The 23746-nt window shown below is 72.7% G+C and carries 14 protein-coding genes and 1 pseudogene; 9 read left to right on the top strand and 6 right to left on the bottom strand.

Annotated elements, in window-relative coordinates; genetic code table 11:
* Positions 1-13: 13 nt before the first annotated feature.
* Both ABZ490_RS37585 and ABZ490_RS37580 read right to left on the bottom strand, forming a co-directional pair.
* Positions 14-868: a putative hydro-lyase gene (locus ABZ490_RS37585; protein WP_359000883.1), complete on the bottom strand. Its 855-nt coding sequence runs from the start codon at positions 866-868 to the stop codon at positions 14-16.
* Positions 865-2166, bottom strand: coding sequence for an MFS transporter (locus ABZ490_RS37580; protein ID WP_359000880.1), 1302 nt, complete (start codon positions 2164-2166; stop codon positions 865-867). The genes ABZ490_RS37585 and ABZ490_RS37580 overlap by 4 nt, the downstream gene beginning before the upstream one ends.
* A gap of 158 nt (positions 2167-2324) precedes the next feature.
* On the opposite strand from ABZ490_RS37580, the gene ABZ490_RS37575 reads away from it, so the two are divergent.
* The 4 genes from ABZ490_RS37575 to ABZ490_RS37560 all read left to right on the top strand — a co-directional run bounded on the left by ABZ490_RS37575 (position 2325) and on the right by ABZ490_RS37560 (position 10353).
* Positions 2325-3038 (top strand): GntR family transcriptional regulator, encoded by a 714-nt coding sequence (locus ABZ490_RS37575; protein ID WP_359000877.1) that lies wholly within the window; start codon positions 2325-2327, stop codon positions 3036-3038.
* 96 nt (positions 3039-3134) lie between these two features.
* Entirely contained in the window at positions 3135-4661 is a 1527-nt protein-coding gene (locus tag ABZ490_RS37570) for a hypothetical protein (protein ID WP_359000874.1), read from the top strand.
* 85 nt (positions 4662-4746) lie between these two features.
* A complete protein-coding gene (locus ABZ490_RS37565) occupies positions 4747-5625 on the top strand; it encodes a hypothetical protein (RefSeq protein ID WP_359000871.1) in 879 nt (292 codons plus the stop codon).
* Positions 5626-5712: 87 nt separating this feature from the next.
* Positions 5713-10353: a hypothetical protein gene (locus tag ABZ490_RS37560; RefSeq protein ID WP_359000868.1), complete on the top strand. Its 4641-nt coding sequence runs from the start codon at positions 5713-5715 to the stop codon at positions 10351-10353.
* A gap of 99 nt (positions 10354-10452) precedes the next feature.
* Here ABZ490_RS37560 and ABZ490_RS37555 read toward each other — a convergent pair whose 3' ends face one another.
* The gene (locus ABZ490_RS37555; protein WP_359001049.1) at positions 10453-10911 is read right to left on the bottom strand and encodes a hypothetical protein; all 459 of its coding nucleotides are present in this window, start codon (positions 10909-10911) and stop codon (positions 10453-10455) included.
* A 420-nt stretch (positions 10912-11331) separates the two neighbouring features.
* On the opposite strand from ABZ490_RS37555, the gene ABZ490_RS37550 reads away from it, so the two are divergent.
* From ABZ490_RS37550 to ABZ490_RS37530, 5 genes and pseudogenes are all read left to right on the top strand, one after another.
* Entirely contained in the window at positions 11332-14241 is a 2910-nt protein-coding gene (locus ABZ490_RS37550) for a nitrate- and nitrite sensing domain-containing protein (RefSeq protein ID WP_359000865.1), read from the top strand.
* Entirely contained in the window at positions 14238-14669 is a 432-nt protein-coding gene (locus ABZ490_RS37545; RefSeq protein WP_359000862.1) for a roadblock/LC7 domain-containing protein, read from the top strand. Before ABZ490_RS37550 ends, ABZ490_RS37545 begins: the two co-directional genes overlap by 4 nt.
* 9 nt (positions 14670-14678) lie before the next feature.
* Positions 14679-15074, top strand: a complete 396-nt coding sequence (locus ABZ490_RS37540) for a DUF742 domain-containing protein (RefSeq protein WP_359000859.1) — start codon at positions 14679-14681, stop codon at positions 15072-15074.
* A 24-nt stretch (positions 15075-15098) separates the two neighbouring features.
* Positions 15099-18744, top strand: a pseudogene (locus ABZ490_RS37535) (hydantoinase B/oxoprolinase family protein).
* Entirely contained in the window at positions 18725-19330 is a 606-nt protein-coding gene (locus tag ABZ490_RS37530; RefSeq protein WP_359000856.1) for an ATP/GTP-binding protein, read from the top strand. Before ABZ490_RS37535 ends, ABZ490_RS37530 begins: the two are co-directional and overlap by 20 nt.
* A 78-nt stretch (positions 19331-19408) precedes the next feature.
* Here the strand turns inward: ABZ490_RS37530 and glpK are convergent, their stop codons facing one another.
* The 3 genes from glpK to ABZ490_RS37515 form a co-directional block, all read right to left on the bottom strand.
* A complete protein-coding gene (glpK, locus tag ABZ490_RS37525; RefSeq protein ID WP_359000853.1) occupies positions 19409-20929 on the bottom strand; it encodes a glycerol kinase GlpK in 1521 nt (506 codons plus the stop codon).
* 32 nt (positions 20930-20961) lie between these two features.
* Positions 20962-21711, bottom strand: coding sequence for an MIP/aquaporin family protein (locus ABZ490_RS37520; RefSeq protein WP_359000850.1), 750 nt, complete (start codon positions 21709-21711; stop codon positions 20962-20964).
* 339 nt (positions 21712-22050) lie between these two features.
* Positions 22051-23694, bottom strand: coding sequence for a GGDEF domain-containing protein (locus tag ABZ490_RS37515; protein ID WP_359000848.1), 1644 nt, complete (start codon positions 23692-23694; stop codon positions 22051-22053).
* Positions 23695-23746 lie beyond the last annotated feature (52 nt).

Genomic DNA, 23746 nt, shown 5'->3' with positions numbered 1-23746 from the left:
CTGGTGCATCTGTTCAGGCCACGCGGTACTGCTCGTCGCGGGCGTCGGTCAGGAACATCTGGCCGGGGGCGTGGGTGAGGGCGAACGGCGGGCGCGAGGCCATCACCGCGGCCTGCGGGGTGACCCCGCACGCCCAGAACACCGGGATGTCGTCCGGTTCGGCGTCCACCGGATCGCCGAAGTCGGGCCGGCCGAGGTCGTCGATGCCCAGTCCCGAGGGATCGCCGCAGTGTACGGGGCTGCCGTGCACCGCCGGGAGCAGGCTGCTCTCCCGGATGGCGGCCGCCAGATGCCGCGGCGGCACCGGACGCATGGACACCACCATCGGGCCGTGCAGTCCGCCCGCCGGCCGGCACTGACGGTTCGTCACGTACATCGGGACGTTGCGCCCCTGTTCGAGGTGGCGGATCGGGACGCCCGCCCCGGACAGCGCCCACTCGAAGGTGAAGCTGCACCCGATCAGGAACGACACCAGGTCCTCGCGCCAGTACGCGCGCGCGTCCGTCGGCTCGTCCACCAGCTCGCCGTGTTCCCACACCCGGTAGCGCGGCAGATCGGTGCGCAGATCGGCGCCCTCGGCCAGGACCGTCGTCCACGCACCCGCGTCGGTGACGTCGAGGACCGGACACGGCTTCGGGTTGCGCTGGCAGAACAGGAGCATGTCGTACGCCCAGTCCGCGGGCACCGAGATCAGGTTCACCTGGGTGTGGCCCGCGGCGACCCCGGCCGTGGGGCCCGTGAGCCCCTCCCGGAAGCGGGCCCGGGCGCTTTCCGGGCTCCACGCGTGCGCGTGCTGGTCCACCAGGGTCAGCGGGACGTCTCCCGCGGTGGCCGAGGGGCGGTCCTCGGTGAGGATCGGACGGTTCACTCCAGTTCCTTCCCACGCGTCTCCGGCAGCCCCAGCAGCGCCAGGGCGGCGATCCCGTAGCCGATCGCGCCGAAGACCAGCGCGCCGCCCACACCCCAGCTGTCGGCCAGATAGCCGACCGTGGTGGGGAAGACGGCACCGACGGCGCGACCGGTGTTGTACGTGAAGCCCTGCCCGGTGCCGCGCACGGCCGTCGGGTACAGCTCGCTCAGATAGGACCCGAAGCCGCTGAAGATCGCCGACATGCAGAACCCGAGCGGGAAACCGAGGACCAGGAGCAGGGTGTTGGCGCCGTCCGGGATATGGGCGTAAGCCAGGATGCACAGCGCCGACAGCAGCGCGAACAGCCAGATGTTGCGGCGCCGGCCCAGCCGGTCGGTGAGCAGGCCACCGGTCAGGTAGCCGAGGAAGGCGCCGGAGATCAGGAAGCTCAGATAGCCGCCCGTGCCGACCACCGACAGGCCCCGCTCCGACTTCAGATACGTCGGCACCCAGGTCGCCAGGGTGTAGTAGCCGCCCTGGACGCCGGTGGACAGCAGCCCGGCGAAGAGCGTGGTGCGCAGCAGAGGGCCCCTGAAGATGGCCGGGAACGATCCCTTCACCGCGCTCCGCTCGCGCGCCGCGGCCGCCTCCGGCGCGTCCTTCACCCGGCGCCGCATCCACACCACGAGCAGCGCGGGCAGCGCGCCGGTCCAGAACATCACGCGCCAGGCCACATCGTCGTCGAAGAACGAGAAGACCAGCGTGTACACGAGCGCCGCGAGGCCCCAGCCGACGGCCCAGGAGCTCTGGACCGCGCCGAGGGTGCGGCCCCGGTGCCGGGCGCTCGCGTACTCGGCCACCAGGATCGCCCCGACCGCCCACTCGCCGCCGAAACCGAGGCCCTGGAGCGCACGGAAGACCAGCAGCGTCTCGTAGTTCGGCGCGAAGCCGCAGGCGACCGTGAACACCGCGTAGGTGATCACCGTGATCATCAGCGCCCTGACCCGGCCGATCCGGTCGGCCACGATGCCCGCGGCGGCGCCGCCGATCGCGGACACGACCAGGGTGACGGTGGTGAACAGACCGGTCTGGCCGTTGTCCAGGCCGAAGTACGCCGTGAGGGCGACCATGCTCAGCGGCAGCGTGAAGTAGTCGTAGGAGTCGAGGGCGTAGCCGCCGAACGCGCCGGCGAAGGCGCGGCGGCCACGCGGTCCGAGCGCCCGCAGCCAGGCGAACGCCCCGTCATCGGGGGCGTGGGCGGCGGTGGCGGGGCGCTGGTCGTGGCTCGGGGCCTGGGGTGGAGGGGTCGTGCTCATGGGGCACCTCGCAGAGGGATGACGAAGGGTGCGGGGAGTGAGCCGTGCCGGGTCGTGCAGTGTCGTGTCGTGTCGTGGACAGGAAGGTAGAGGATCGTTGAACGATCCTTCAATACCCCTGTTGTTTCGTTCTCGTGTTCTGCGGTTGAATTCCGGGCATGGCAGAGCAGCTGGCGGGACTGGCCGACGACCGCGCCCTCCTGGGGCGCACCAGCACGGCCGAACGGGTTTCGGACATCCTCAGGAGCCGGATCGCCGAAGGCTTCTTCCCGCCGGGCACCCGGCTGTCGGAGGACAGCATCGGGGGCGCGCTCGGGGTCTCCCGCAACACGCTCCGTGAGGCGTTCCGGCTGCTCACGCACGAGCGGCTGCTCGTCCACGAGCTGAACCGGGGCGTGTTCGTGCGGGTCCTCACCGTCGAGGATGTCGAGGACATCTACCGCACGCGCGCGCTCGTCGAGTGCGCCGTCGTACGGAGCCTGGGCGAGCCGCCGTACGCCCTGGACGGACTGCGCGCGGCCGTCACCGAGGGCCAGGTGGCCTCGCTGGAGAATGACTGGAAAGTGGTGGGTACCGCCAACATCCACTTCCACCGCGAGCTGGTCGCCCTGGCCGGCAGCGCCCGCACCGACGAGCTGATGCGGAGCGTCTTCGCGGAGCTGCGTCTCGCCTTCCACCTGGTCGACGACCCGCGCCGGCTGCACGAGCCGTACCTCATGCGCAACCTCCAGATCCTCCAGGCGCTCGAGGCCGGCGACCGGGTCGAGGCGGAGCGGCTGCTGGAGGTGTACCTGCGGGACTCCCTGGCCCGGGTCGTCGAGGTGTACCGGCGCCGGGTGGGTGAAGCCGCCGCGGGCGAGGACGGCGCCTGAGGCCGCCGCGCGGCCCCGCGACGGCGCGGTCCCCGCCCCCGGTCGCATCTGCGGTCGTTTGGGTCGTTGTCAGACCGAGGACCTACGCTGTGCACCGTGACTTCGCCTGCATCGACGGACCGTGTTCCGCCCCAGCCCGGCGCGGCGCCGCGCCCGGCCCCGGGCCCGGCCGCCGACGAGGGCCTGGCGCGGCGGCTGCGCGCGCTCGCCTGCACCGCGCCCCTCCACGACCTCGACGCGCGCAAGGCCAACCTCGCCGGTGAGTACTCGGTCTACGGCATGGCGGAGATCGCCCTGGCCTCCATCGACCTCGTCACCCTGAACATGGACTTCGACACCGGCGCCGACCACGACCAGATCGTGGCCCGGCTCATCCCGCGCATCGCCGCACAGGCCCCGGGGCGGCCCGTCGCCGAGCACGAGCGCGTGGCCCGCTGGGTCCTGGAGAACCTGATCAACGTCGGCAGCGTCGACCGCGGCTTCCGCGCCGTGTACGGCACCTTCGCGGCGGACGGCACCTATGTGCGCCGCGACTACGACTTCAAGCTGATCGAAGAGGTCCCCGGTTACGGCGGCACGGTCTACCTGCGGACCACGGACGAGGCGGTCAACGTCCTCGTCGGAGCTCTCGACACCGACGTCACCAGCGCCCAGATCGCGGCCGAGGTCAAGCTCGAGGTCCTCATCCGCCGCGGCCGCCTGGCCGATGCCCAGCTCGCCGCCGAGCAGGCCCGCTACCGCACCGTGCAGTACTCCGAGACCCTCCGCAGGGCCCTGGAGGCCACCCGGCGCAACGTCCGGGCGGTGGACTGGCTCAACGCCGTCCCCGACATGATCGCCGAGGCCCTCGACCACGTGGCCGACCGCTACCGCCACGAGAACGCGATCCTCACCAACATCCGCAAGGCCCGCGACGAGATCGAGGACCCCGAGAACAAGCGGCGCGCCGCCGAACTCGTCGACATCGTCAAGGACTGCATCCGACGCCACACCCAGCTCCAGTCCCGCCTCCTGGAGGCCGGTCCGCTCTTCCGTGCCGAACAGGACCGGCAGGCCTTCGCCACGCCCATGACGTCGTCGGGGATCGACCTCTACGGCCACCTCGTCACCCCCGTGCTCCCGCTGCCGCTGGCACAGGCGGCCCGGGTCACCGGTGCGTTCTTCGCGCGCGGGACGGGATTCCGGACCCCCGCGACCGTGCGCATGGGCGACCTCGTCGACCTGCTGCTGACGCCCCCGGTGGAGCGAGAGCACCTGGGCGCGGAGATGCCGGAGCCCGACCTCATCGCGACCCCGGACGACAGCCGCTTCAGCGAGGAGCAGCTGGCGGCCGCCATGGAACTGCTCGACCTCCCGGCGGACGCGCCCCGCAGACTCTCCGGCCTGCTGGCCGAGGCCCGGCGGACCGATCCCGATCTGCCGTACCTGGTGGCGCTCCTGGCCGTGCACGCGGCGAGCCCCGCGGTCGGCACCGCCTACCGGCAGGGCGAGGAGAAGCTGCTGTTCGCCGTGGACGACGGGGCGGAGCTGGACGACCCGGAGTTCGGCGGCGCCGACCTCATCGTCGGGACCGCCCTGCTGGACGCCGCGGGGATGGCGGCCGACCGCACGGAGGCGGCATGAGCCGGCCCGGACTTCCCCTGCAGCACCGCGTGCACCGTGTGCATCAGCACGTGAATCACCACGAGAACACCGAGGAGCCGAACCCGTGAGCGAGCACGTCGAGTGGAGTGAGCCGGACACCGGACCCGCGCCGGTGTCCGCGCCCCTCACCCCCGCCGACGCCGCCGACGCGGCGCGGCTCGTCGCCTTCGGCCTGCAGCCCAAACTGCAGCCCGCGCGCGACCAGGAGTACGCCGACCTGCTGCGCCGCCACCGCGAGGACCCGGTGTTCGCCCGGCTCGCCGACGCCGTCGCCGCCGGACTCGGACTGATCGTGCTGGAGGTGTCCCCACGCGCGGGGATGGCCGTGACCGCCGCCGAGGACTCGGTGTTCGCCGTCCGGATGGGGGACTACGCGCGTCGCACGTCCGCCGACGGGGGCGACCGCTTCCTGCACGGACTCGCCCATCTCGCGGTCGCCGCGATGGCGTTCCCGCGCCCCGAGGACCTCGCCGACGACGGCTACATCGGGCGGGTCAGCGTCAACGGCGTCGACGCCTTCGTCCGCCAGGCCTGCCGCCGGCTGGAGGAGCGCGCCGAGGAACAGGGCGAGAACACCGACCCGGCCACCGACGCCCCCGGCCTGGAGGCCGCCTGGCGGATCTGGGCCAGACGCAGCGCCACCGGAGCCACCAAGGACGCCCGCAGACTCGCCGGCTCGACCACCGGGATCGTCGGCAAGGCCGTCGCCTTCCTCACCGACTCCGGCTTCCTCCAGCGCACCGGCGACGACAACGGCGGGACGTACCGCACCACGGCCCGCTACCAGCTCCAGGTCCGCGACATGGCGGGCAGCGCGGCCCTGGCCGAGCTGCTGGAACTGGGCGTCGTCCCGGTCACCGACGGTACGGCGACGCTGCTGCCCCCCGACGAGACGGACGATCTGGAGCTGGTGGCCGACGCCGGACTGCCGTTCCACTCCTGACGGCCGCCCGCCCGGCGGCCGTCCGCCCCAGGGCCGCCCGCCGCCCCCGAACCCCCCTGATCTGCCGAAGACTTACGAGAGTCCGCCATGTACGAGCTGTCCCGGGTCCGCCTCTACTCCATCGGGCCCGCCGGTGCGCGCTACGCCGACACCGTGCTTGACCTGCGGGGCGTCGGTGACGTCGTGCCCGACCCCGCCCCCACGCAGGCGGAGTTCTTCGCGGCTGAGCCCGTCGGTCCGCCGCGCCGGCCCGCGCCCGCCGGCGTGCTCTTCCTGGAGAACGGCGGCGGCAAGTCCGTCCTGCTCAAACTGATCTTCTCGGTGATGCTGCCGGGCCACCGCAACACCCTCGGCGGCGCCAGCTCCGGCGTGCTGCGCAAGTTCCTGCTCGCCGACGACTGCGGGCACGTGGCCCTGGAATGGCAGCACGTCCTCACCGGCGAGTGCGTCGTCGTCGGCAAGGTGAGCGAATGGCGCGGACGCCAGGTCTCCAACGACCCGCGGAAGTTCGCCGAGGCCTTCTACTCCTTCCGGCCCGGCCCCGGGCTCAGCCTGGACAACCTCCCCGTCGCCGAGTCCACCGCCGTACGCCCGCCCGTGGACGGCGCCTCCGGGGCCCAGGGGCGACGGCGCACCATGAAGGGGTTCCGGGACGCCCTCACCGAGTCCGGCAAGGCGTACCCGCACCTGGAGGTGCACTGGGAGGAGATCCACGACCGGTGGGTCGAGCACCTCACCGAACTCGGCCTCGATCCCGAACTCTTCCGCTATCAGCGGGAGATGAACGCCGACGAGGGCGAGGCCGCCGGCCTCTTCGCCGTCAAGAAGGACGCCGACTTCACCGATCTGCTGCTGCGGGCGGTCACGGACACCCGTGACACCGACGGACTCGCCGACCTCGTCAGCGGCTTCGGCAACAAGCTCGGCCGCCGCGCCGAGCTGATCGCCGAACGGGACTTCACCGCCGGCTCGGTGGATCTGCTCGGCCGGATCGTGGAGGCCGCGGAAGGCCGCTCACGCGCGCGGGACATCCACACGGGCGCCGAGCGCCGTACCCGCACCCTCGCGCGCCGGCTGTCCGCGCGCGGCGTGCAGGAGCGGTTGCGCGCCGCCGACCTCGCCCAGCGCGTCACCGCCGCCGCCTACGCCGTCACCCACTCCGAAGGGGGACGCGAGCGCAGCGCGCTGATCGCCGCCGAACTCGCCTTCCGGCACGCCTCACTGGCCCTGGCCGCCGCCGAGAAGTCCGCCGCCGCCCAGAAGCGCGAACTCGCCGACGCGCGCACCCTGCACTCCGCCTGGCAGGCCGCCGAGGCCGTCCTGCGCCACCGTGCCGCCGCGGACCGCGCCGCGCGCGTGTCCGCCGCGATCCAGGAGGCCGAGCGCGACGCCGCCCCGGCCCTCGCCGCCCGCGCCAAGGCCGCCGTCGACCTCGTACGGGCCCTGCACGCGGCCGCCGAGAGCGCCGAGACCCTCGCCAACGAGGGGGAGGAACGCTCGGCCGCCCTCCAGGAGGTCGGCGAGACCGCCCACCGGGACGCCACCTCCGCCGCGACCGAGGCACAGCGCGCCCGCAGCGAGATCGGGCATCTGCGCCAGCGACTGGCCGAGGTCGAGCAGGAGACCGCCGAGGCCGTCCGCGCCGGCTGGCTGGACGACAGCGCGCCCGACGCCGACCCCGCACGGGCGGCCCTCGCCGCCAGCGACGCCGAGAAGACCGCCGTGGCCGCCTGGGACACCGTCCGGGAGACCGCCCGGCGGGCCGGCGAGCAGGCCCGGGAGGCCGCCTCCGCCGAGTCCCGTGCCGAGCTGACCGCGGCTCGCGCGGCGGACGCGGCCGCGGCGGCACAGCGCTCGTACGAGGCCGAGATCCGGCTCGCCGAGACCCTGGCCGCCGAGGGACGGCTCGCCGAACTGCTCGGCCTGACCGGCGGCACCGTACGCGGCCCCATCCCGCAGCCGCGGCAGGACACGGACGACGACGCGGCCTCGCACGACGGCGCCCCCCTCACCCCCGAGGACCTCGACCGCTGCGCCGACGACCTGCGCGGGCTCCTCGACGACGCCGTCTCCTCCGCCGAACGGCAGCTCTTCGACCTGCGCACCGCCGCGGCCGACGACTCCCGCATCCTCGGCGCGCTCGGCGACGGAGGGCTGCTGCCGCCCGGCCCCGACGTACTGGCCACCGTCGAGTTCCTCGGCGAGCACGGCATCCCGGCGCTGCCCGGCTGGCGCTACCTCGCCCAGGCCGTCGACCCCGCCGACCACGCGCGGGTGCTCGCCGCCCGCCCCGAACTGGTCGACGGCGTGATCATCACCGACCCCGCCTCGCACGCCCGCGCGCGGGGCGCCCTCGGCGACGCCGCGTTGCTGCCGCGCTCCGCCGTGGCGGTCGGCACGGCCGCCGCCCTGCTCGCACCGACCCCGGCCGCCGACGCGCACAGCGGGGACGTCTTCCTCGTCCCGCCGAACCCGGCCATGCACGACGAGCACGCCGCCGACGAGGAACGCCAGGCGCTGCGCGCCCGGGCCACCGAGCGGGACGAGGACATCCGCCGGCTCGCCGCACGGCTCGGCAAGGACCGGGAACTGTCGGCCCGCCTGGCGTCCTGGCGCACGGGCTGTCCCGCGGGACGGCTCACCGAACTCGACCGGGCCGCCGCGGACGCGCGCCTCTTCGCCGAGGAGTCCGAGGCCGAACTCGCCGAGGCCCGCGCCGTGCGCGCCGAGGCGGAGGAGGCGGCCGCCGAGGCCGCCCAGGTCCGCGACGAGAAGCAGGAAGCCGCGCAGAAGGCCCGGCGCGCCGCCGACGCCCTCGCCGGGCTCGCCTTCCGGCTCCGTGAGCGCGCCGGCTGGCAGGTCAAGCTGCGGGAACTCGCCGACGAGGCCACCGAGTCGGAGGCCCGCGCCCAGGCCTGCCTGGAACGCGCCCGGGCCGCCGACGAGGACCGCCGCGCCGCCCAGCGCGCCGCCGACGACGCCCGCCGCACCGCACGGGCACTGCGCGCCGAGCGCGCCGAGATCGCCGGCGCCCCCGACGACGTACCGCAGGACGATGCCGACGCGCCCACGTCCTCCCTGCCCGCCCTGCGCGAGGCCTACCGGGCCGCCTCCCAGGTCTACGAGAAGGTCGGCGTCGGCGCCGACCTGCGGGCCGAGCAGGCGCGCGCGGAGAGCGACGAGAGCGCCGCCCGCGCCGAACTGGACCGGCTGAGCAACAAGGTCCGCACCCGCGCCGAGCAGCTGCTCCAGTCGCCCGACGGTTCCGACGGGCCGTCCCGGCAGGCCGCCGCCGCCCGCGCCGAGGAGCTCGTCCAGCTCCTGGAGACCCGTATGTCCACCGCGAGCGAGCAGCTCGGGCGGCTGCGCGGCGAGGCCGAACGGCACTCCCCCGAGGACGGCGAGGCGCACACCGAGCTGTCCGAGGAGCTCCAACCGCGCGACGCCGAGCACGCCCAGGCCCTGTTGCGCACCGCGACGGCCGAACTCGCCTCCCGCACCGAGGCGCTGGCCCAGGCCCGCGAGGCGCACGCCGAACTGCTCGACGCGCACCGGGCCGCCGAGGACGCGGCCGGCGGCTTCGACGAGATCGCCGCGATGCTGCGCGACCTGATGCGTGAGCAGGCCCGTGAGCACTCCGAGGAGGAGCAGGAGACCCCGGAGCCCTATCCCGGGACGCTGGAGGAGGCCCGCCAGTCGGCCGCGGAGACCCGCCGCTCGCTGCGCGGCTGCGCCACCGACCTCTCCGCCGCCGAGTCCGCCGTGCGCGAGGCCAGTGACGTGCTCGTCCGGCACGCCAACTCCACGCGCTACGAGCAGGTCCGTACGCCCGCCCGGCAGCAGATCCGTGAACTGCCCGCCTCCGCCCTGCCCGAGCACGCCCAGAAGTGGGCCGACGCCTTCGCCCCCCGACTCCGGGTGCTCACCGACGAGTTGGAACAGCTGGAGCGCAACCGGGACTCGATCGTGGACCGGCTGCGCGGGCTCGTCGAGTCGGCGCTCGCCACCCTGCGCTCGGCCCAGCGGCTGTCGCGTCTGCCCGAGGGGCTGGGGGAGTGGTCCGGGCAGGAGTTCCTGCTCATCCGCTTCGAGGAGCCCGACCAGGCCTCGCTCACCGAGCGGCTCGGCGAGGTCATCGACGAGGCGACCCGGGCGGCCGTCAAGAAGAACTCCGACCTGCGGCGTGACGGCATGTCACTGTTGCTGCGCGGCGTGGGCGCCGCTCTCCAGCCCAAGGGGATCGCGGTCGAGATCCTCAAGCCGGACGCCGTGCTGCGCGCCGAGCGCGTCCCCGTCGGGCAGATGGGCGACGTGTTCTCCGGCGGCCAGCTGCTCACCGCCGCCATCGCCCTGTACTGCACGATGGCGGCGCTGCGCTCCAACGACCGGGGACGGGACAAGCACCGGCACGCCGGCACCCTGTTCCTCGACAACCCCATCGGCCGCGCCAACGCGACCTACCTGCTGGAACTCCAGCGGGCCGTGTCGGATGCGCTCGGGGTCCAGCTGCTGTACACCACCGGCCTGTTCGACACGACGGCGCTGGCCGAGTTCCCGCTCGTCATCCGGCTGCGCAACGACGCCGACCTCAGGGCCGGCCTGAAGTACATCAGCGTCGAGGAGCACCTGCGCCCGGGCCTGCCCCAGCCGCCGCAGGCGGGCGAGGCGGTGCACAGCGAGATCACCGCGACCCGGATGTACAAGCGCGCGGCCACCAGCGCCTCGTAGGAGGCACGGGGCGGTCGGTGCCGCCGAGTCAAGACTTCAGCGGCGCCGACGGCCCTCAGGGACGACCGCACAGGGCCGTCCGGCGCCGCTGACGGGGCCTCAGGGGTGCGACAGCTGCCCCGCGCCGCCCTGACGGCGTATCCGCTCCTGTGCCCGCTCCGCGGCCCGGGCCTGACGCCGCGCCCGGCGGCGCTCACGGCGCAGCGAGCGGGCCGTGCTGTTGGGCGCCGACACCACGCCGTTGCGCTGGTTCCACACCTGGCGGGTCACCCAGACGTCCAGCACCGACCAGGTGGCCACCACGGTGCTGACCACACTGCTGATCACCATCGGGAAGGCCAGCCAGGACTCGGCGAGGGTGCACAGCAACGCCACCATCGCCTGAAGCAGTGTCAGAGAGATGATCAGGACCGCTCGCACGGCCGCCGTCCGCACCGGATCCGGCAGCCGACGCCGCCGCGCGGGCTCCTCGACCCACAACGGCCGGTAGGACGACCGCTCCTGCGTCATGGCCGCCGCATCCTCGTCGGACGCTCTGCTCCGCTCCGCCGTGCCCATCACCGTGTCACTCCCCACCGCCGGCAGACCGCTCACCTCCGGGTCGAAGACCCGGCTCCCCAGTGGCTGCCCGGCTTGCTCTGTTTTACGCCGACGGGGAACGCCCTGCGGCTCCTGTGGCCGATTCCGCCCCCGATTCCCAATGATGAAGACGCGCGAGAAGCCGCGAAGATTCCCAAGTTCCGAAAAATTCTGGCCAAGTCGCCGACGCGGCCGATCGGATCCGGTCTTCTTGCGAAGGCGGGTTTCGGGGTCGCAATCCGCCGTATTGCCCGGACAATTCCCCATGTCCGGGCTCCCGTGCGGAAGTTCGGCTTCCGGACCGCTCTTCGAGTTCACTGTGCGTCGGTAGTAGGCTCGCGCCGTTTGTTGACGCACATGCGTACCCCCTGACGGAGGGGGTTCGAGCTGGGGGAGGCCATGCGCTTTCGCGGGAAGTCGATCCGCCGGAAGATCGTGGCGCTGCTTCTCGTGCCGCTGGTGTCCCTGACCGCGATCTGGGGCTTCGCCACGGTACTGACGGGCCGTGAGGCGAACCGTCTGTTCACCGTGTCGTCCCTCGTGGAGAAGGTCGGCTACCCGATCGAGGATACGGTCCGCGTCGTCCAGCAGGAACGTCGCCAGACCCTCGTCTACCTCGCCGATCCCCGTGCCGCCGACGCGCTCTCCGCGCTCCGCCGCACCAGGACCGCCACCGACGAGGCGCTCGCCGAGATCCGCCGCAACGCCCGGGACTCGGATGTCCGCGACGTCCTGGACCCCGACGACTCCGAAGGCCTGACCGCGGTCCTCGACGCCTTCGACGGGCTCGACTCCCTGCGCGGCAGCGTCGAGGAGGGCACTGTCACCCGGGCCCAGGCCCTGGACCTCTACAACCAGCTCATCGACCCCTGCTACGCCCTGCTCGCCAAGCTGGACGTCGTCGACAGCGTGGAGATGGACAAGCAGTACCGGGCGCTCGTCAGCGTCGCCCTCGCCCGCGAGCTGCTCTCCCGCGAGGACGCCCTGCTCGGCTCCGCCCTGGTCGTCGGCCGGCTCACCCGCGACGAGATCCGCGACGTCTCCGACCTCCGGTCGCAGCGCGACGTCGTCTACGACATCAGCCTCGCCCAGCTGCCCACCGCGGAACGCGAGCGCTACGAGAGCTTCTGGAAGAACGCCACCACCGCCCCCCTGCGCACCGCCGAGCAGGCCGTCGTCGCCGCCGGCTCCGGCGACCTGCCCAAGGGCGTCACCGCGAGGAACTGGGACACGGCCGCCGGAGACGTCCTCCAGGAGCTGGGCACCCTCGACGAACAGGCCAACGACCGCTACCAGGACCGCGTCCGGCCCGTCGCCATCGAGGTCATCGTCAAGGCGGCCTTCGCCGGTGTCTTCGGACTGGTCGCCCTGATCGTCTCCCTCGTGCTGTCCGTGCGCATCGGCCGCGGTCTCATCCGCGACCTGCGCCAGCTGCGACTGGAGGCCCACGAGGCGTCCGGCGTGCGGCTGCCCAGCGTCATGCGCCGTCTCTCCGCGGGCGAACAGGTCGACGTGGAGACCGAGGTACCGCTGCTGGAGTACGACAAGAACGAGATGGGCGAGGTCGGCCAGGCCCTCAACACCCTTCAGCGCGCGGCCGTCGAGGCCGCCGTGAAACAGGCCGAACTGCGCGCCGGCGTCTCCGAGGTCTTCGTCAACCTCGCCCGCCGCAGCCAGGTCCTCCTGCACAAGCAGCTCACCCTGCTCGACACCATGGAACGCCGCACCGAGGACGCCGAGGAACTCGCCGACCTCTTCCGGCTCGACCACCTCACCACCCGGATGCGCCGCCACGCCGAGGGTCTGGTGATCCTCTCCGGCGCGGCCCCCTCCCGGCAGTGGCGCAAACCCGTCCAGCTCATGGACATCGTGCGCGCCGCCGTCGCCGAGGTCGAGGACTACGAGCGCATCGAGGTCCGCCGGCTGCCGCGCCTCGCCGTCACCGGCCCCGCCGTCGCCGACCTCACCCACCTCGTGGCCGAACTCCTGGAGAACGCCACGGTGTTCTCCCCGCCGCACACCGCCGTCCAGGTCCTGGGCGAGCGGGTCGCCAACGGGTTCACCCTGGAGATCCACGACCGCGGTCTCGGCATGGCGCCCGAAGCGCTCCTGGAGGCCAACCTGCGCCTCGCGGAGACCCCGGAGTTCGAGCTGTCCGACACCGACCGCCTCGGACTGTTCGTGGTGAGCCGCCTCGCCCAGCGTCAGAACGTCCGCGTCTCGCTCCAGCCCTCCCCCTACGGCGGGACCACCGCCGTCGTCTTCATCCCCGACGCGCTGCTGACCGACGACGTCCCCGACACCAACGGCATCGGCTTCCGCCTCGACCGCCCCCGGGCCCCGAAGGCCGCCGAGTCCGCCGAGACCCACCGGCCCGAGCTCTCCCCGTCGGCTCAGTTCCCCGGCCTGCCCGTGCTGGACGGCCCCGTCGAGCTGGAGGCCCCCGTCGGCCTCGACGCCCTCGGCGGCTTCCCGCCCGCCCTGGACGACGAGGACGACAGCGGTGTGCTGTTCCGCCCGCACCGCTCCCTGACCCGCCCCGAGGACGACCCGGTCGTCACCTCCGTCGACCAGCACCGCAGGCTGCCCGACACCCGCGAGCCGGACCACGGCACCGACGCCCCGGCCGCCCTTCTGCCGCTGCCCGACCGCCGCACGCCCAAGCTGGTCAGCTCGCACGGCCGCCCGGTCGGCGACCCGCGCCCCCAGGAGACGGCCGAGGACTCCGCCCACCGCCCCGCGGCCCACCGCGCGGACACCGACGGGCCGGCGCCGCTGCCCTCGCGCCGCCGGGGCAGCGGGGCACAGATCCCGCGGAGCACCGGAGCGACCGAGCCCCCCGCACCGCCGGTCCGCAACGGACACGGCACCCAGGGCCCGTCGCAGCCCCCCGCCCTCCCGCAGCGCACCCGCCAGGCCACGTCCGGCGCCCAGGACGGCCCGGCCGCACGCCCGCACCAGCTGCCCGACCCGCGCCTGAGTGGCACAGGCGGCCCTTGGGAGCGCACGCTGGAAAGCGGCCCGCAGGACCGCACCCTCGGCAACCGGCCTCATGACACCGGCTCCGCCCCCGCGGCGCTGCCCCGCCGCGTACGGCAGGCCAACCTGGCCCCGCAACTGAGGCAGGGACCCGCGCCGCGCACGACGGCGAACCGGTCCGACATCGAGGAGCGGGACGCCGACGAGGTCCGCAGCCGGATGGCCTCGCTCCAGCGCGGCTGGCAGCGCGGCCGCGAAGAGAACGCCGCGGGCGACGAGACCCACAGCAACACAGCACCACAACGAACGACAAAGGGGGACGGTCGATGACCGCACCGCAGGCGACCGGCCACATGAGCAACAACGGCGAACTGAACTGGCTCCTCGACGAACTCGTCGACCGGGTCGCCAGCATCCGCAAGGCCGTCGTGCTCTCCGGCGACGGTCTGGCGACCGGCACGTCCAGGGACCTCACCCGGGAGGACGGCGAGCACCTGGCCGCCGTCGCCTCCGGATTCCACAGCCTCGCCAAGGGCGTGGGCCGCCACTTCGAGGCCGGCGACGTCCGCCAGACCGTCGTCGAGCTCGACGAGGCCTTTCTGTTCGTCACCGCCGCCGGGGACGGCAGCTGCCTCGCCGTCCTCTCGGACGCCGACTCGGACGTGGGCCAGGTGGCCTACGAGATGACCCTGCTCGTCAAGCGGGTCGGCGTACATCTGGGCACCGCTCCGCGCACCGATCTGTCCTCGGGCGGGTAGTGGGATGGCATGAGCACAGACGGTCAGGGAAGCAGCCACTGGTTCGACGACGAGGCCGGTCCGGTGGTCCGTCCCTACGCCATGACACGGGGCCGCACCACCAGTGCGGTCCAGCACCGTCTCGATCTGATCGCACTCGTCGTCGCCGAGCCCCACGCGGACGAGGCCGAGGCGGACCCCTCGCTGTCCCCGGAACACGTGCACATCGTGGACCTGTGCCGCGGGGCACCGCAGTCGGTCGCCGAGCTGTCCGCCGGGCTCGACCTGCCCATCGGCGTGGTACGGGTCCTCGTCGGAGACCTCGTGGACACTGAGTTCGTCCATGTGAACCGGCCCGTACCCCCTGCCGAACTGGTGGACGTGAGTATTCTGCGTGACGTGATCAACGGCCTCCGAGCGCTGTGAGCAGCGCGGAAGCGAGGTGAGGACGTGAGCGGCTGGCAGTTCTGGGTGGACCGGGGCGGGACCTTCACCGACATCGTCGCGCGCCGCCCGGACGGCCGGCTGCTGACCCACAAGCTGCTGTCCGAGAACCCGGCGCGGTACGCCGACGCGGCCGTGGCCGGGGTCCGCGCCCTGCTGGCGGACTCGGACGACCCCGTCGAGGCCGTCCGCATGGGGACGACGGTCGCCACCAACGCCCTGCTGGAACGCACGGGCGAACGCACCCTGCTCGTCGTCACCCGCGGATTCCGCGACGCCCTGCGGATCGCCTACCAGAACCGCCCGCGGATCTTCGCCCGCCGGATCGAGCTCCCCGAACTGCTCCACGAGCGGGTCGTGGAGGTGGACGAGCGCATCGCGGCCGACGGCACCGTGCTGCGCGCCCCCGACCTGGACTCCCTCGCGGGCGCCCTGCGCGAGGCGTACGACGAAGGGATCCGGGCCGTCGCCGTCGTCTGCCTGCACAGCCATCTCCACCCGGAGCACGAGCGGGCCGTGGGACGGCTGGCCGCCCGGATCGGCTTCCCGCAGATCTCGCTGTCCAGCGAGGTCAGTCCCCTCATGAAACTCGTCCCGCGCGGGGACACCACCGTCGTCGACGCCTACCTGTCGCCCGTACTGCGCCGGTACGTCCGCCGGGTCGCCGACGAACTGCGCGACGTCCGGCTGATGTTCATGCAGTCCAACGGCGGGCTCGCCGAGGCGCACCAGTTCCGCGGCAAGGACGCCGTCCTGTCCGGCCCGGCCGGCGGCATCGTCGGCATGGCCCGCATGTCCCAGCTCGCCGGCTTCGACCGCGTCATCGGCTTCGACATGGGCGGCACCTCCACCGACGTCTCCCACTTCGCGGGGGAGTACGAGCGCGTCTTCACCACACAACTCGCCGGCGTCCGGCTGCGCGCCCCCATGCTGGACATCCACACCGTCGCCGCGGGCGGCGGTTCCGTCCTGCGGTTCGACGGCTCCCGCTACCGCGTGGGACCGGACTCCGCCGGCGCGGACCCCGGCCCGGCCTGCTACCGCGCGGGCGGCCCGCTCACCGTCACCGACGCCAACGTGATGCTCGGCCGCATCCAGCCCGCCCACTTCCCCGAGGTGTTCGGCCCCGACGGCGACCAGCCCCTGGACGCCGCCCCGGTCCGCGACCGCTTCACCGCCCTCGCCCAGGAGATCCACGAGCGGACCGGCGACGACCGCACCCCCGAGCAGGTCGCCGAGGGCTTCCTGCAGATCGCCGTGGCCGGCATCGCCAACGCCGTGAAGCGGATCTCCGTCCAGAAGGGCCACGACGTCACCCGCTACGCCCTGACGACCTTCGGCGGGGCCGGGGGCCAGCACGCGTGCCGGGTCGCCGACTCGCTCGGCATCCGCACCGTCCTGGTGCCGCCCCTGGCCGGTGTGCTGTCCGCGCTCGGCATCGGCCTCGCCGACACCACCGCGATGCGCGAACAGTCCGTCGAGGCGCCGCTCGAAGCCGGCGCCATGTCCGGCATCCGCAAGACCGCCGACGACCTCGAAGCGGCGGCCCGCGCCGAACTGCGCGCCGAGGACGTCCCCGACGACCGCGTCCGCGTCACCCGCCGCGCACAGCTGCGCTACGACGGCACCGACACCACCCTCACCGTCGCACTCACCGAACCCGCCGCGATGACACGCGCCTTCGAAGAACGTCATCACGCCACGTACTCCTTCACGCTCGACCGCCCGATCGTCGTCGAAGCGCTCTCCGTGGAAGCCACCGGCATCACACCACCCCCCGATCTGTCCGCCCTCGCCCCCTACGAGGGCCGCACCGCCACGCCCCGGACCGTCCGCCTCCACACCGGCGGCGCCTGGCGCGACGTACCCCTGCACCGCCGCGAGGACCTTCCTCCCGGCGAGCCCGTCATCGGCCCCGCGATCATCACCGAGGCCAGTGCCACGACCGTGGTCGACGACGGCTGGGAGGCGGCGCCGACCCACGACGGGCATCTGGTCATGGAACGCACGGCGGTCACGCAGAGTTCCGATCTCGCTACACGAGTCGATCCGGTTCTCCTCGAAGTCTTCAACAACCTGTTCATGTCCATCGCCGAACAGATGGGCGCCCGACTGGAGTCCACGGCCCAGTCCGTCAACATCAAGGAACGCCTCGACTTCTCCTGCGCCCTCTTCGACCCGGACGGAAACCTGGTGGCCAACGCGCCGCACATCCCCGTCCACCTGGGCTCGATGGGCACCAGCGTCAAGGAGGTCATCCGCCGCCGCGGCGCGGCGATGCGCCCCGGGGACACCTACGCGGTCAACGACCCGTACCACGGCGGCACCCATCTGCCCGACGTCACCGTGATCACCCCGGTCTTCGACGCCCACGGCGGCGAGATCACGGAGAGTGACCGCGAGATCCTCTTCTACGTGGCCTCCCGAGGCCATCACGCCGAGATCGGCGGCATCGCCCCCGGCTCCATGCCCGCCGACAGCCGCACCATCGACGAGGAAGGCGTCCTCTTCGACAACTGGCTGCTCGCCGAGCGCGGACGCTTCCGCGAGGAGGAGACACTCGGTCTGCTCACCGGTGCCGCGTACCCCTCCCGCAACCCGACGACCAACCTCGCCGACCTGCGCGCCCAGATCGCCGCCAACCAGAAGGGCGTCGACGAGGTCGCCCGCATGATCGAGGACTTCGGGCTCGACGTCGTCCAGGCCTACATGCGTCACGTCCAGGACAACGCCGAGGAAGCGGTACGGCGCGTCATCGACGCCCTCGACGACGGCGCGTACACCTACGAGACCGACTCGGGCGCCGTCATCCGGGTACGCGTGCGCGTGGACCGCGAGAGCCGCTCCGCGACCGTCGACTTCACCGGGACCTCACCCCAGCTCGCCACCAACTTCAACGCCCCCTACGCGGTCGTCAACGCGGCCGTCCTGTACGTCTTCCGCACGCTCGTCGCCGACGACATCCCCCTCAACGACGGCTGCCTGCGCCCCCTCCGGATCGTCGTACCGCCCGGCTCCCTGCTCACCCCCGAACCGCCCGCAGCCGTCGTCGCGGGCAACGTGGAGACGTCCCAGGCGATCACCGGGGCTCTCTACGCGGCCCTGGGCGTCCAGGCCGAGGGCTCCGGCACCATGAACAACGTCACCTTCGGCAACGCGCGCCACCAGTACTACGAGACCGTGGCCTCCGGGTCCGGCGCGGGCGACGGCTTCCACGGCGCCGCCGTCGTCCAGACCCATATGACCAACTCCCGGCTGACCGATCCCGAGGTGCTGGAGTGGCGGCTTCCGGTACAACTGGAGGAGTTCGCCGTGCGGTACGGCAGCGGCGGGGCCGGACAATGGCACGGCGGGGACGGCGCCGTACGCCGGATCCGCTTCCTTGAACGCATGACCGTCTCCACCCTCTCCCAACACCGCAGGGTTCCCCCGTACGGTATGGCCGGAGGGGCCCCCGGTGCGCCGGGTGCCAACCGGGTGGAACGCGCCGACGGCACGGTCGTCCGGCTCGGCGGGAGCGGTTCCACGGATGTCGGCCCCGGTGACGTACTCGTCGTCGAGACCCCCGGCGGCGGAGGCTACGGCCCACCGCCCCACACCCCAGTCACACCATCAAGCAGGAGAAGTGAACGATGATCCTCGGGCGTCCTGAGCGCGGCAAGCCCCCGGTCGAGCCCGTCACGCTCAAGATCCTGGTCGCCGGCGGTTTCGGGGTGGGCAAGACCACCCTCGTCGGCGCCGTCAGCGAGATCAGGCCACTGCGCACCGAGGAGTACCTCACCGAGGCCGGCCGCCCGATCGACGATCTCACCGGTGTCGAGCGCAAGCACACGACCACCGTCGCCATGGACTTCGGGCGCATCACCCTGCGCGAGGACCTGGTGCTGTACCTGTTCGGCACACCCGGCCAGGAGCGGTTCTGGTTCATGTGGGACGAGCTCTCCGAGGGCGCGCTCGGCGCCGTCGTGCTCGCCGACACCCGCCGCCTGGAGGACTGCTTCGCCGCCGTCGACTACTTCGAGCGGCGCGGCATCCCCTTCCTCATCGGCGTCAACTGCTTCGAGGGAGCGGACCGTTACCCGGAGGCGGATGTGCGCGGGGCCCTCGACCTCGACGACGACATTCCGGTGATCCTGTGCGACGCGCGCGACCGGCGCTCCGTCAGGGACGTCCTCGTGGGTGTCGTCCAGCACGCGATGGACTTCGGCACCGAGCGCCGTCAGACCGTCACCACCTGAGCCCCGCAGGGCCCGTACCCCCGCCGACCGGGGTACGGGCCGCAGCCTCACGACGTGCGGGAGACGCACACGCGCGTACTAGCCCTCACCGTCCTCCACCCAGCCGAGGCTCTTCTCCACCGCCTTGCGCCAGTTGTGGTACTCGCGGTCCCGTACCGGAGCCTCCATCGCGGGAGTCCACTCGGCGTCCTTCCGCCAGTGCGCCTTCAGCTCGTCGAGGTCGTTCCACACCCCGGTGGCCAGCCCCGCCGCGTACGCCGCGCCCAGGCAGGTCGTCTCGGAGACCCTGGGCCGGATCACGGGCACCCCGAGAACGTCCGCCTGATGCTGCATGAGCAGGTTGTTCTTCGTCATGCCGCCGTCCACCTTCAGGGTGGTGATCCGCACCCCGGAGTCCTGGACCATGGCGTCCACGACCTCGCGCGTCTGCCAGCTCGTCGCCTCCAGCACCGCCCGCGCGAGGTGCGCCTTCGTGACATAGCGGGTCAGCCCGGTGACGACACCGCGCGCGTCCGAACGCCAGTACGGCGCGAAAAGTCCTGAGAAGGCGGGCACGATGTACGCCCCGCCGTTGTCCTCGACACTCGCCGCCAGCGTCTCGATCTCATCAGCCGATCGGATGATGCCCAGCTGGTCGCGGAACCACTGCACGAGCGCACCCGTTATCGCGATCGAACCCTCCAGACAGTAGACCGGCGCCTCCTCGCCGATCTTGTAGCCCATCGTCGTCAGCAGACCGCTCTTCGACGGCACCGGCCGGGTGCCGGTGTTGAGCAGCAGGAAACTGCCCGTCCCGTACGTGTTCTTCGCCGTCCCCACGTCGTAGCAGGCCTGCCCGAACACCGCCGCCTGCTGATCGCCCAGTGCCGAGGCGACCGGCACTCCGGCGAGCTGTCCCACGGCGGTGCCGTACACCTCTGCCGAGGACCTGATCTCCGGCAGCACGGCCTCGGGCACGTTCATCGCCGACAGAATGGAGGTGTCCCACTGAAGGGTCTCCAGGTTCATCAGCATGGTCCGGCCTGCATTGGTCACATCGGTCACGTGCCGGCCGCCGTCCGGGCCGCCGGTCAGGTTCCAGATCAGCCAGGAGTCGATCGTGCCGAAGGCGATCTCACCCCGCTCGGCCCGCTCCCTGAGCCCGGGCACGTTGTCCAGCAGCCAGGCCGCCTTGGGCCCCGAGAAATAGCTGGCCAGGGGCAGCCCCGTCCGGTCCCGGAACCGGTCCTGCCCGTCCGGGCCGCCGAGTTCGTGACAGAGCGCCGCGGTCCGGGTGTCCTGCCACACGATGGCGTTGTGCACGGGCTTGCCCGTGGCGCGGTCCCACAGCACGGTCGTCTCACGCTGGTTGGTGATGCCGAGCGCGCTGATCCGGTCGGCGCGCAGTCCCGCCTTCGCGATCGCCCCGGCGACCACGGCCTGCACCTTCGACCAGATCTCGGTGGCGTCGTGCTCCACCCACCCCGGCTTGGGGAAGATCTGGCGGTGCTCCCGCTGGTCGACGGCGACGATCGCGCCGCTGTGGTCGAAGACGATACAGCGGCTGGAGGTGGTGCCCTGGTCGATTGCGGCGACGTACTTCTCGGCGTTGTCCGTCATGGCTACCCCTTGGGCTGGATGCAGAGGTCCGATCAGAAGGCCAGGTGGTAGAGGAGACCCGCGAGCACTCCGCCGACCAGCGGGCCGACGACGGGGATCCAGGCGTAACCCCAGTCGGAGGTGCCCTTGTTCGGGATCGGCAGGAATGTGTGCACGATCCGCGGGCCCAGGTCGCGCGCCGGGTTGATGGCATAGCCGGTCGGCCCGCCCAGGGAGAGCCCGATGCCGACGACGAGCAGCGACACGATCAGCACGAGCGTGCCCGACTCGCCCAGACCCTTCGTCAGACCGAAGGCGAGGATCGGCAGGACGAGCGCCATCGTCGCGATGATCTCCGTGATCAGGTTGGCGACGGGATTCCGGATCTCCGGGATGGTGGAGAAGATGCCCAGCGTCGGCGTCGGCTCCTCGGCCGCGTCCTCCGCGGCGCCCGGCTGCCGTACGTTGGCCTGGAACTGCGCGAGATACACCAGATACGCCAGGACGGCACCGAGCATCGCCCCGGCCATCTGCCCCAGCAGATAGACCCAGACCTTGTCCCACTTGCCGGTGTCGACGGCGATGCCGAGGGTCACGGCCGGGTTGAGCTGCCCGCCCGAGAGCGGCGCGGCCGTGTAGGCCCCCGCCAGCACGCCGAACCCCCAGCCGAAGGCGATCACCACCCACCCCGACGCCCGCGCCTTGGAATGTCTGAGGGTGACGGCGGCGCAGACCCCCGCGCCGAACAGGATGAGGATCGCGGTACCGATGACCTCGCCGACGAATATGTCTCCGTTGCTCATGGCGGCTCCTGGGGCCGGCCCGGGGCGATCGGCCCCGGTGCGCTGTGCAGGGTGCGGTGCGCGTGGCTGCTTCGGCCATGGCAGGGAGTTCCCGCGCCCCGCCCGGCGTCCGTGACGAGCGTGCCGTCAGAGGCCGAATCGCCCTGGAAGAGGGGGCCGCGGTCGATGACGTCCGCGTGGCGCATGCCTGGATACGCCGAGAATGTACGGCGATGTCGGCTGACACCGGGAAGTGTTCACCGGCGCCCAGGGAGCGTCAAGGAGGCGGACGGCAATGGTTGGCCCCCGCCCTGCCCCGCTCATCGCCCTCCGCTCATCGCCCCCTGCTCATCCCCCCGCTCATCCCAGCCCCGGCTCCGCCCCCACCGCCTCCGCGGCCACCGGCGACCCCCGCCGCACCTCGTGGCCGGAGAACCCCGCCCGTCCCACCACCCAACTCGCCCCGCGCAGCGACTTCGCGGCCTTCTTCAGCGGCGCCAGACACGCCGCCGCCTGCCGGTGGTCGGCCACGCTGCCCGGGGGACACAGGACGGTGGCCAGCGACAGGGTGACCGGACGCCCACCCGCCGACCACGGCGCACCCAGCACGGACGCCGCCAGCGGATCCAACCCCTCCGGATCGGCCAGCACCAGGAAGTCGTCCCCGCCGATGTGCCCCACCCGGGTGCTCCCGGACGCCGCGATCTGCAACGCCCCTCCCACCGACCGGATCAGCTCGTCGCCCGCCGCGAACCCCGCGCCGTCGTTCACCTGCTTGAAGTGGTCCACGTCGAGCCAGCTCAGCGCGAAGCCCCGGCCCTCCGCGATCCGCCGGTCCACCTCCGAGGTGATCGCGTCCGAACCCGGCAGCCGGGTCAGCGGATTGAGCCCCACCGCCTCCTCGACCCGGCTCTCGGCCAGCGCCCGTACGAGATCCGCCAGCCGCACCACGCCCACGCACCGTCCGAGCCGGTCGACGACCGCCACATCGTCGGAGGTGCGGTCCCGGTCGCCGACCGCGACCACGTCCAGCACCTCCCACGCCGTCGCGTCGATGCCCACCGTCCGCGGCGGGTCGCCGAGTCTGGCCGCGGGCCGGTCGGCGTACAGGGCATGGCCGTAACGCCCCGACAGCGACAGCAGGAAACGCGACCGCTGCACCGAACGGACCGGGACACCCGCCCGGTCGACGAGGAGCACTCCGGAGACCTCCGGCGAACCGGTCAGCAGCGCCCGCACCTGCCCCGCGGAGGCGGTGGCGGGCAGCAGTGCGGCCGGCCGCACGAACTCCCGGACCGACGGCCCCGACAGCGTCACCGCCGGCGGGCCGGGAACCCGCGGCGGGACGTACACCTCGGCGACCGGCAGCCGGGCCGGCGGCGCGAACAGCACGCCCTGCGCCAGCTGCGCGCCCGCCGACAGCGCCGCCGCACACTGCAGTTCGGTCTCCACCCCCTCCACCGCCAGCAGCGCACCCGTCTCCTCGCACCACAAGCGCATCGCCCGGACCGCCGCGGGCCGCGCGAGCAGGGACGGATCGAGCTTCACCAGGTCCGGGGCCAGGTCGACGAGCAGCCGCAGGGGTACGTCCCCGTCCCCGACCCCGTCCGCGCTGATCCGGAAGCCCTGCTCCCGCAGCGCCCCCACCGCCTCGAGGAGCGCGCGCTGCGGCACATGGGTGTACGGCGGCACGACGTCGACCGTGATCTCCCACGGCAGCCGGCCCACCGCACGCACCGCGTCGTGCAGCGGGGTGAGCCCACCGAGGTCGGCCAGGGTCCCTGCGAACACGTTGACGTGCAACGGCAGCAGCGTCTCCCTGCGCGCGGCCGCCCGGACCGCCGCCACGGCGAGCCGGCCGTCGAGTTCGGGGTCCCGCCGGGCCTCGGCGAGAACGTCGCCGGACTCCGGGCGGGCGAGTATCTCCAGCCCCGCCACCCCTCCCGTGATCAGATTGACCACCGGCTGGAACGCGAAGCGCAGAGTATCCGTCCAGGACTGCACGGGAGCATGATGGCGCCGCCGAGGGACGCCCAGGCCCAGTTCACGAGACGTT

This window comes from Streptomyces sp. NPDC005811 (genome assembly GCF_040630405.1).
Taxonomy (GTDB): Bacteria; Actinomycetota; Actinomycetes; order Streptomycetales; family Streptomycetaceae; genus Streptomyces.
Note: the sequence above shows the minus strand (reverse complement) of the source record. Positions and strands in the feature narration are given on the sequence as shown.

Coding starts and splice junctions, on each gene's coding strand:
- ABZ490_RS37550 (WP_359000865.1), top strand. CDS start 11,332: ATGCGCTTTCGCGGGAAGTCGATCCGCCGGAAGATCGTGGCGCTGCTT.
- ABZ490_RS37580 (WP_359000880.1), bottom strand. CDS start 2,166: ATGAGCACGACCCCTCCACCCCAGGCCCCGAGCCACGACCAGCGCCCC.
- ABZ490_RS37545 (WP_359000862.1), top strand. CDS start 14,238: ATGACCGCACCGCAGGCGACCGGCCACATGAGCAACAACGGCGAACTG.
- ABZ490_RS37575 (WP_359000877.1), top strand. CDS start 2,325: ATGGCAGAGCAGCTGGCGGGACTGGCCGACGACCGCGCCCTCCTGGGG.
- ABZ490_RS37560 (WP_359000868.1), top strand. CDS start 5,713: ATGTACGAGCTGTCCCGGGTCCGCCTCTACTCCATCGGGCCCGCCGGT.
- ABZ490_RS37540 (WP_359000859.1), top strand. CDS start 14,679: ATGAGCACAGACGGTCAGGGAAGCAGCCACTGGTTCGACGACGAGGCC.
- ABZ490_RS37520 (WP_359000850.1), bottom strand. CDS start 21,711: ATGAGCAACGGAGACATATTCGTCGGCGAGGTCATCGGTACCGCGATC.
- ABZ490_RS37530 (WP_359000856.1), top strand. CDS start 18,725: ATGATCCTCGGGCGTCCTGAGCGCGGCAAGCCCCCGGTCGAGCCCGTC.
- ABZ490_RS37555 (WP_359001049.1), bottom strand. CDS start 10,911: ATGGGCACGGCGGAGCGGAGCAGAGCGTCCGACGAGGATGCGGCGGCC.
- glpK (WP_359000853.1), bottom strand. CDS start 20,929: ATGACGGACAACGCCGAGAAGTACGTCGCCGCAATCGACCAGGGCACC.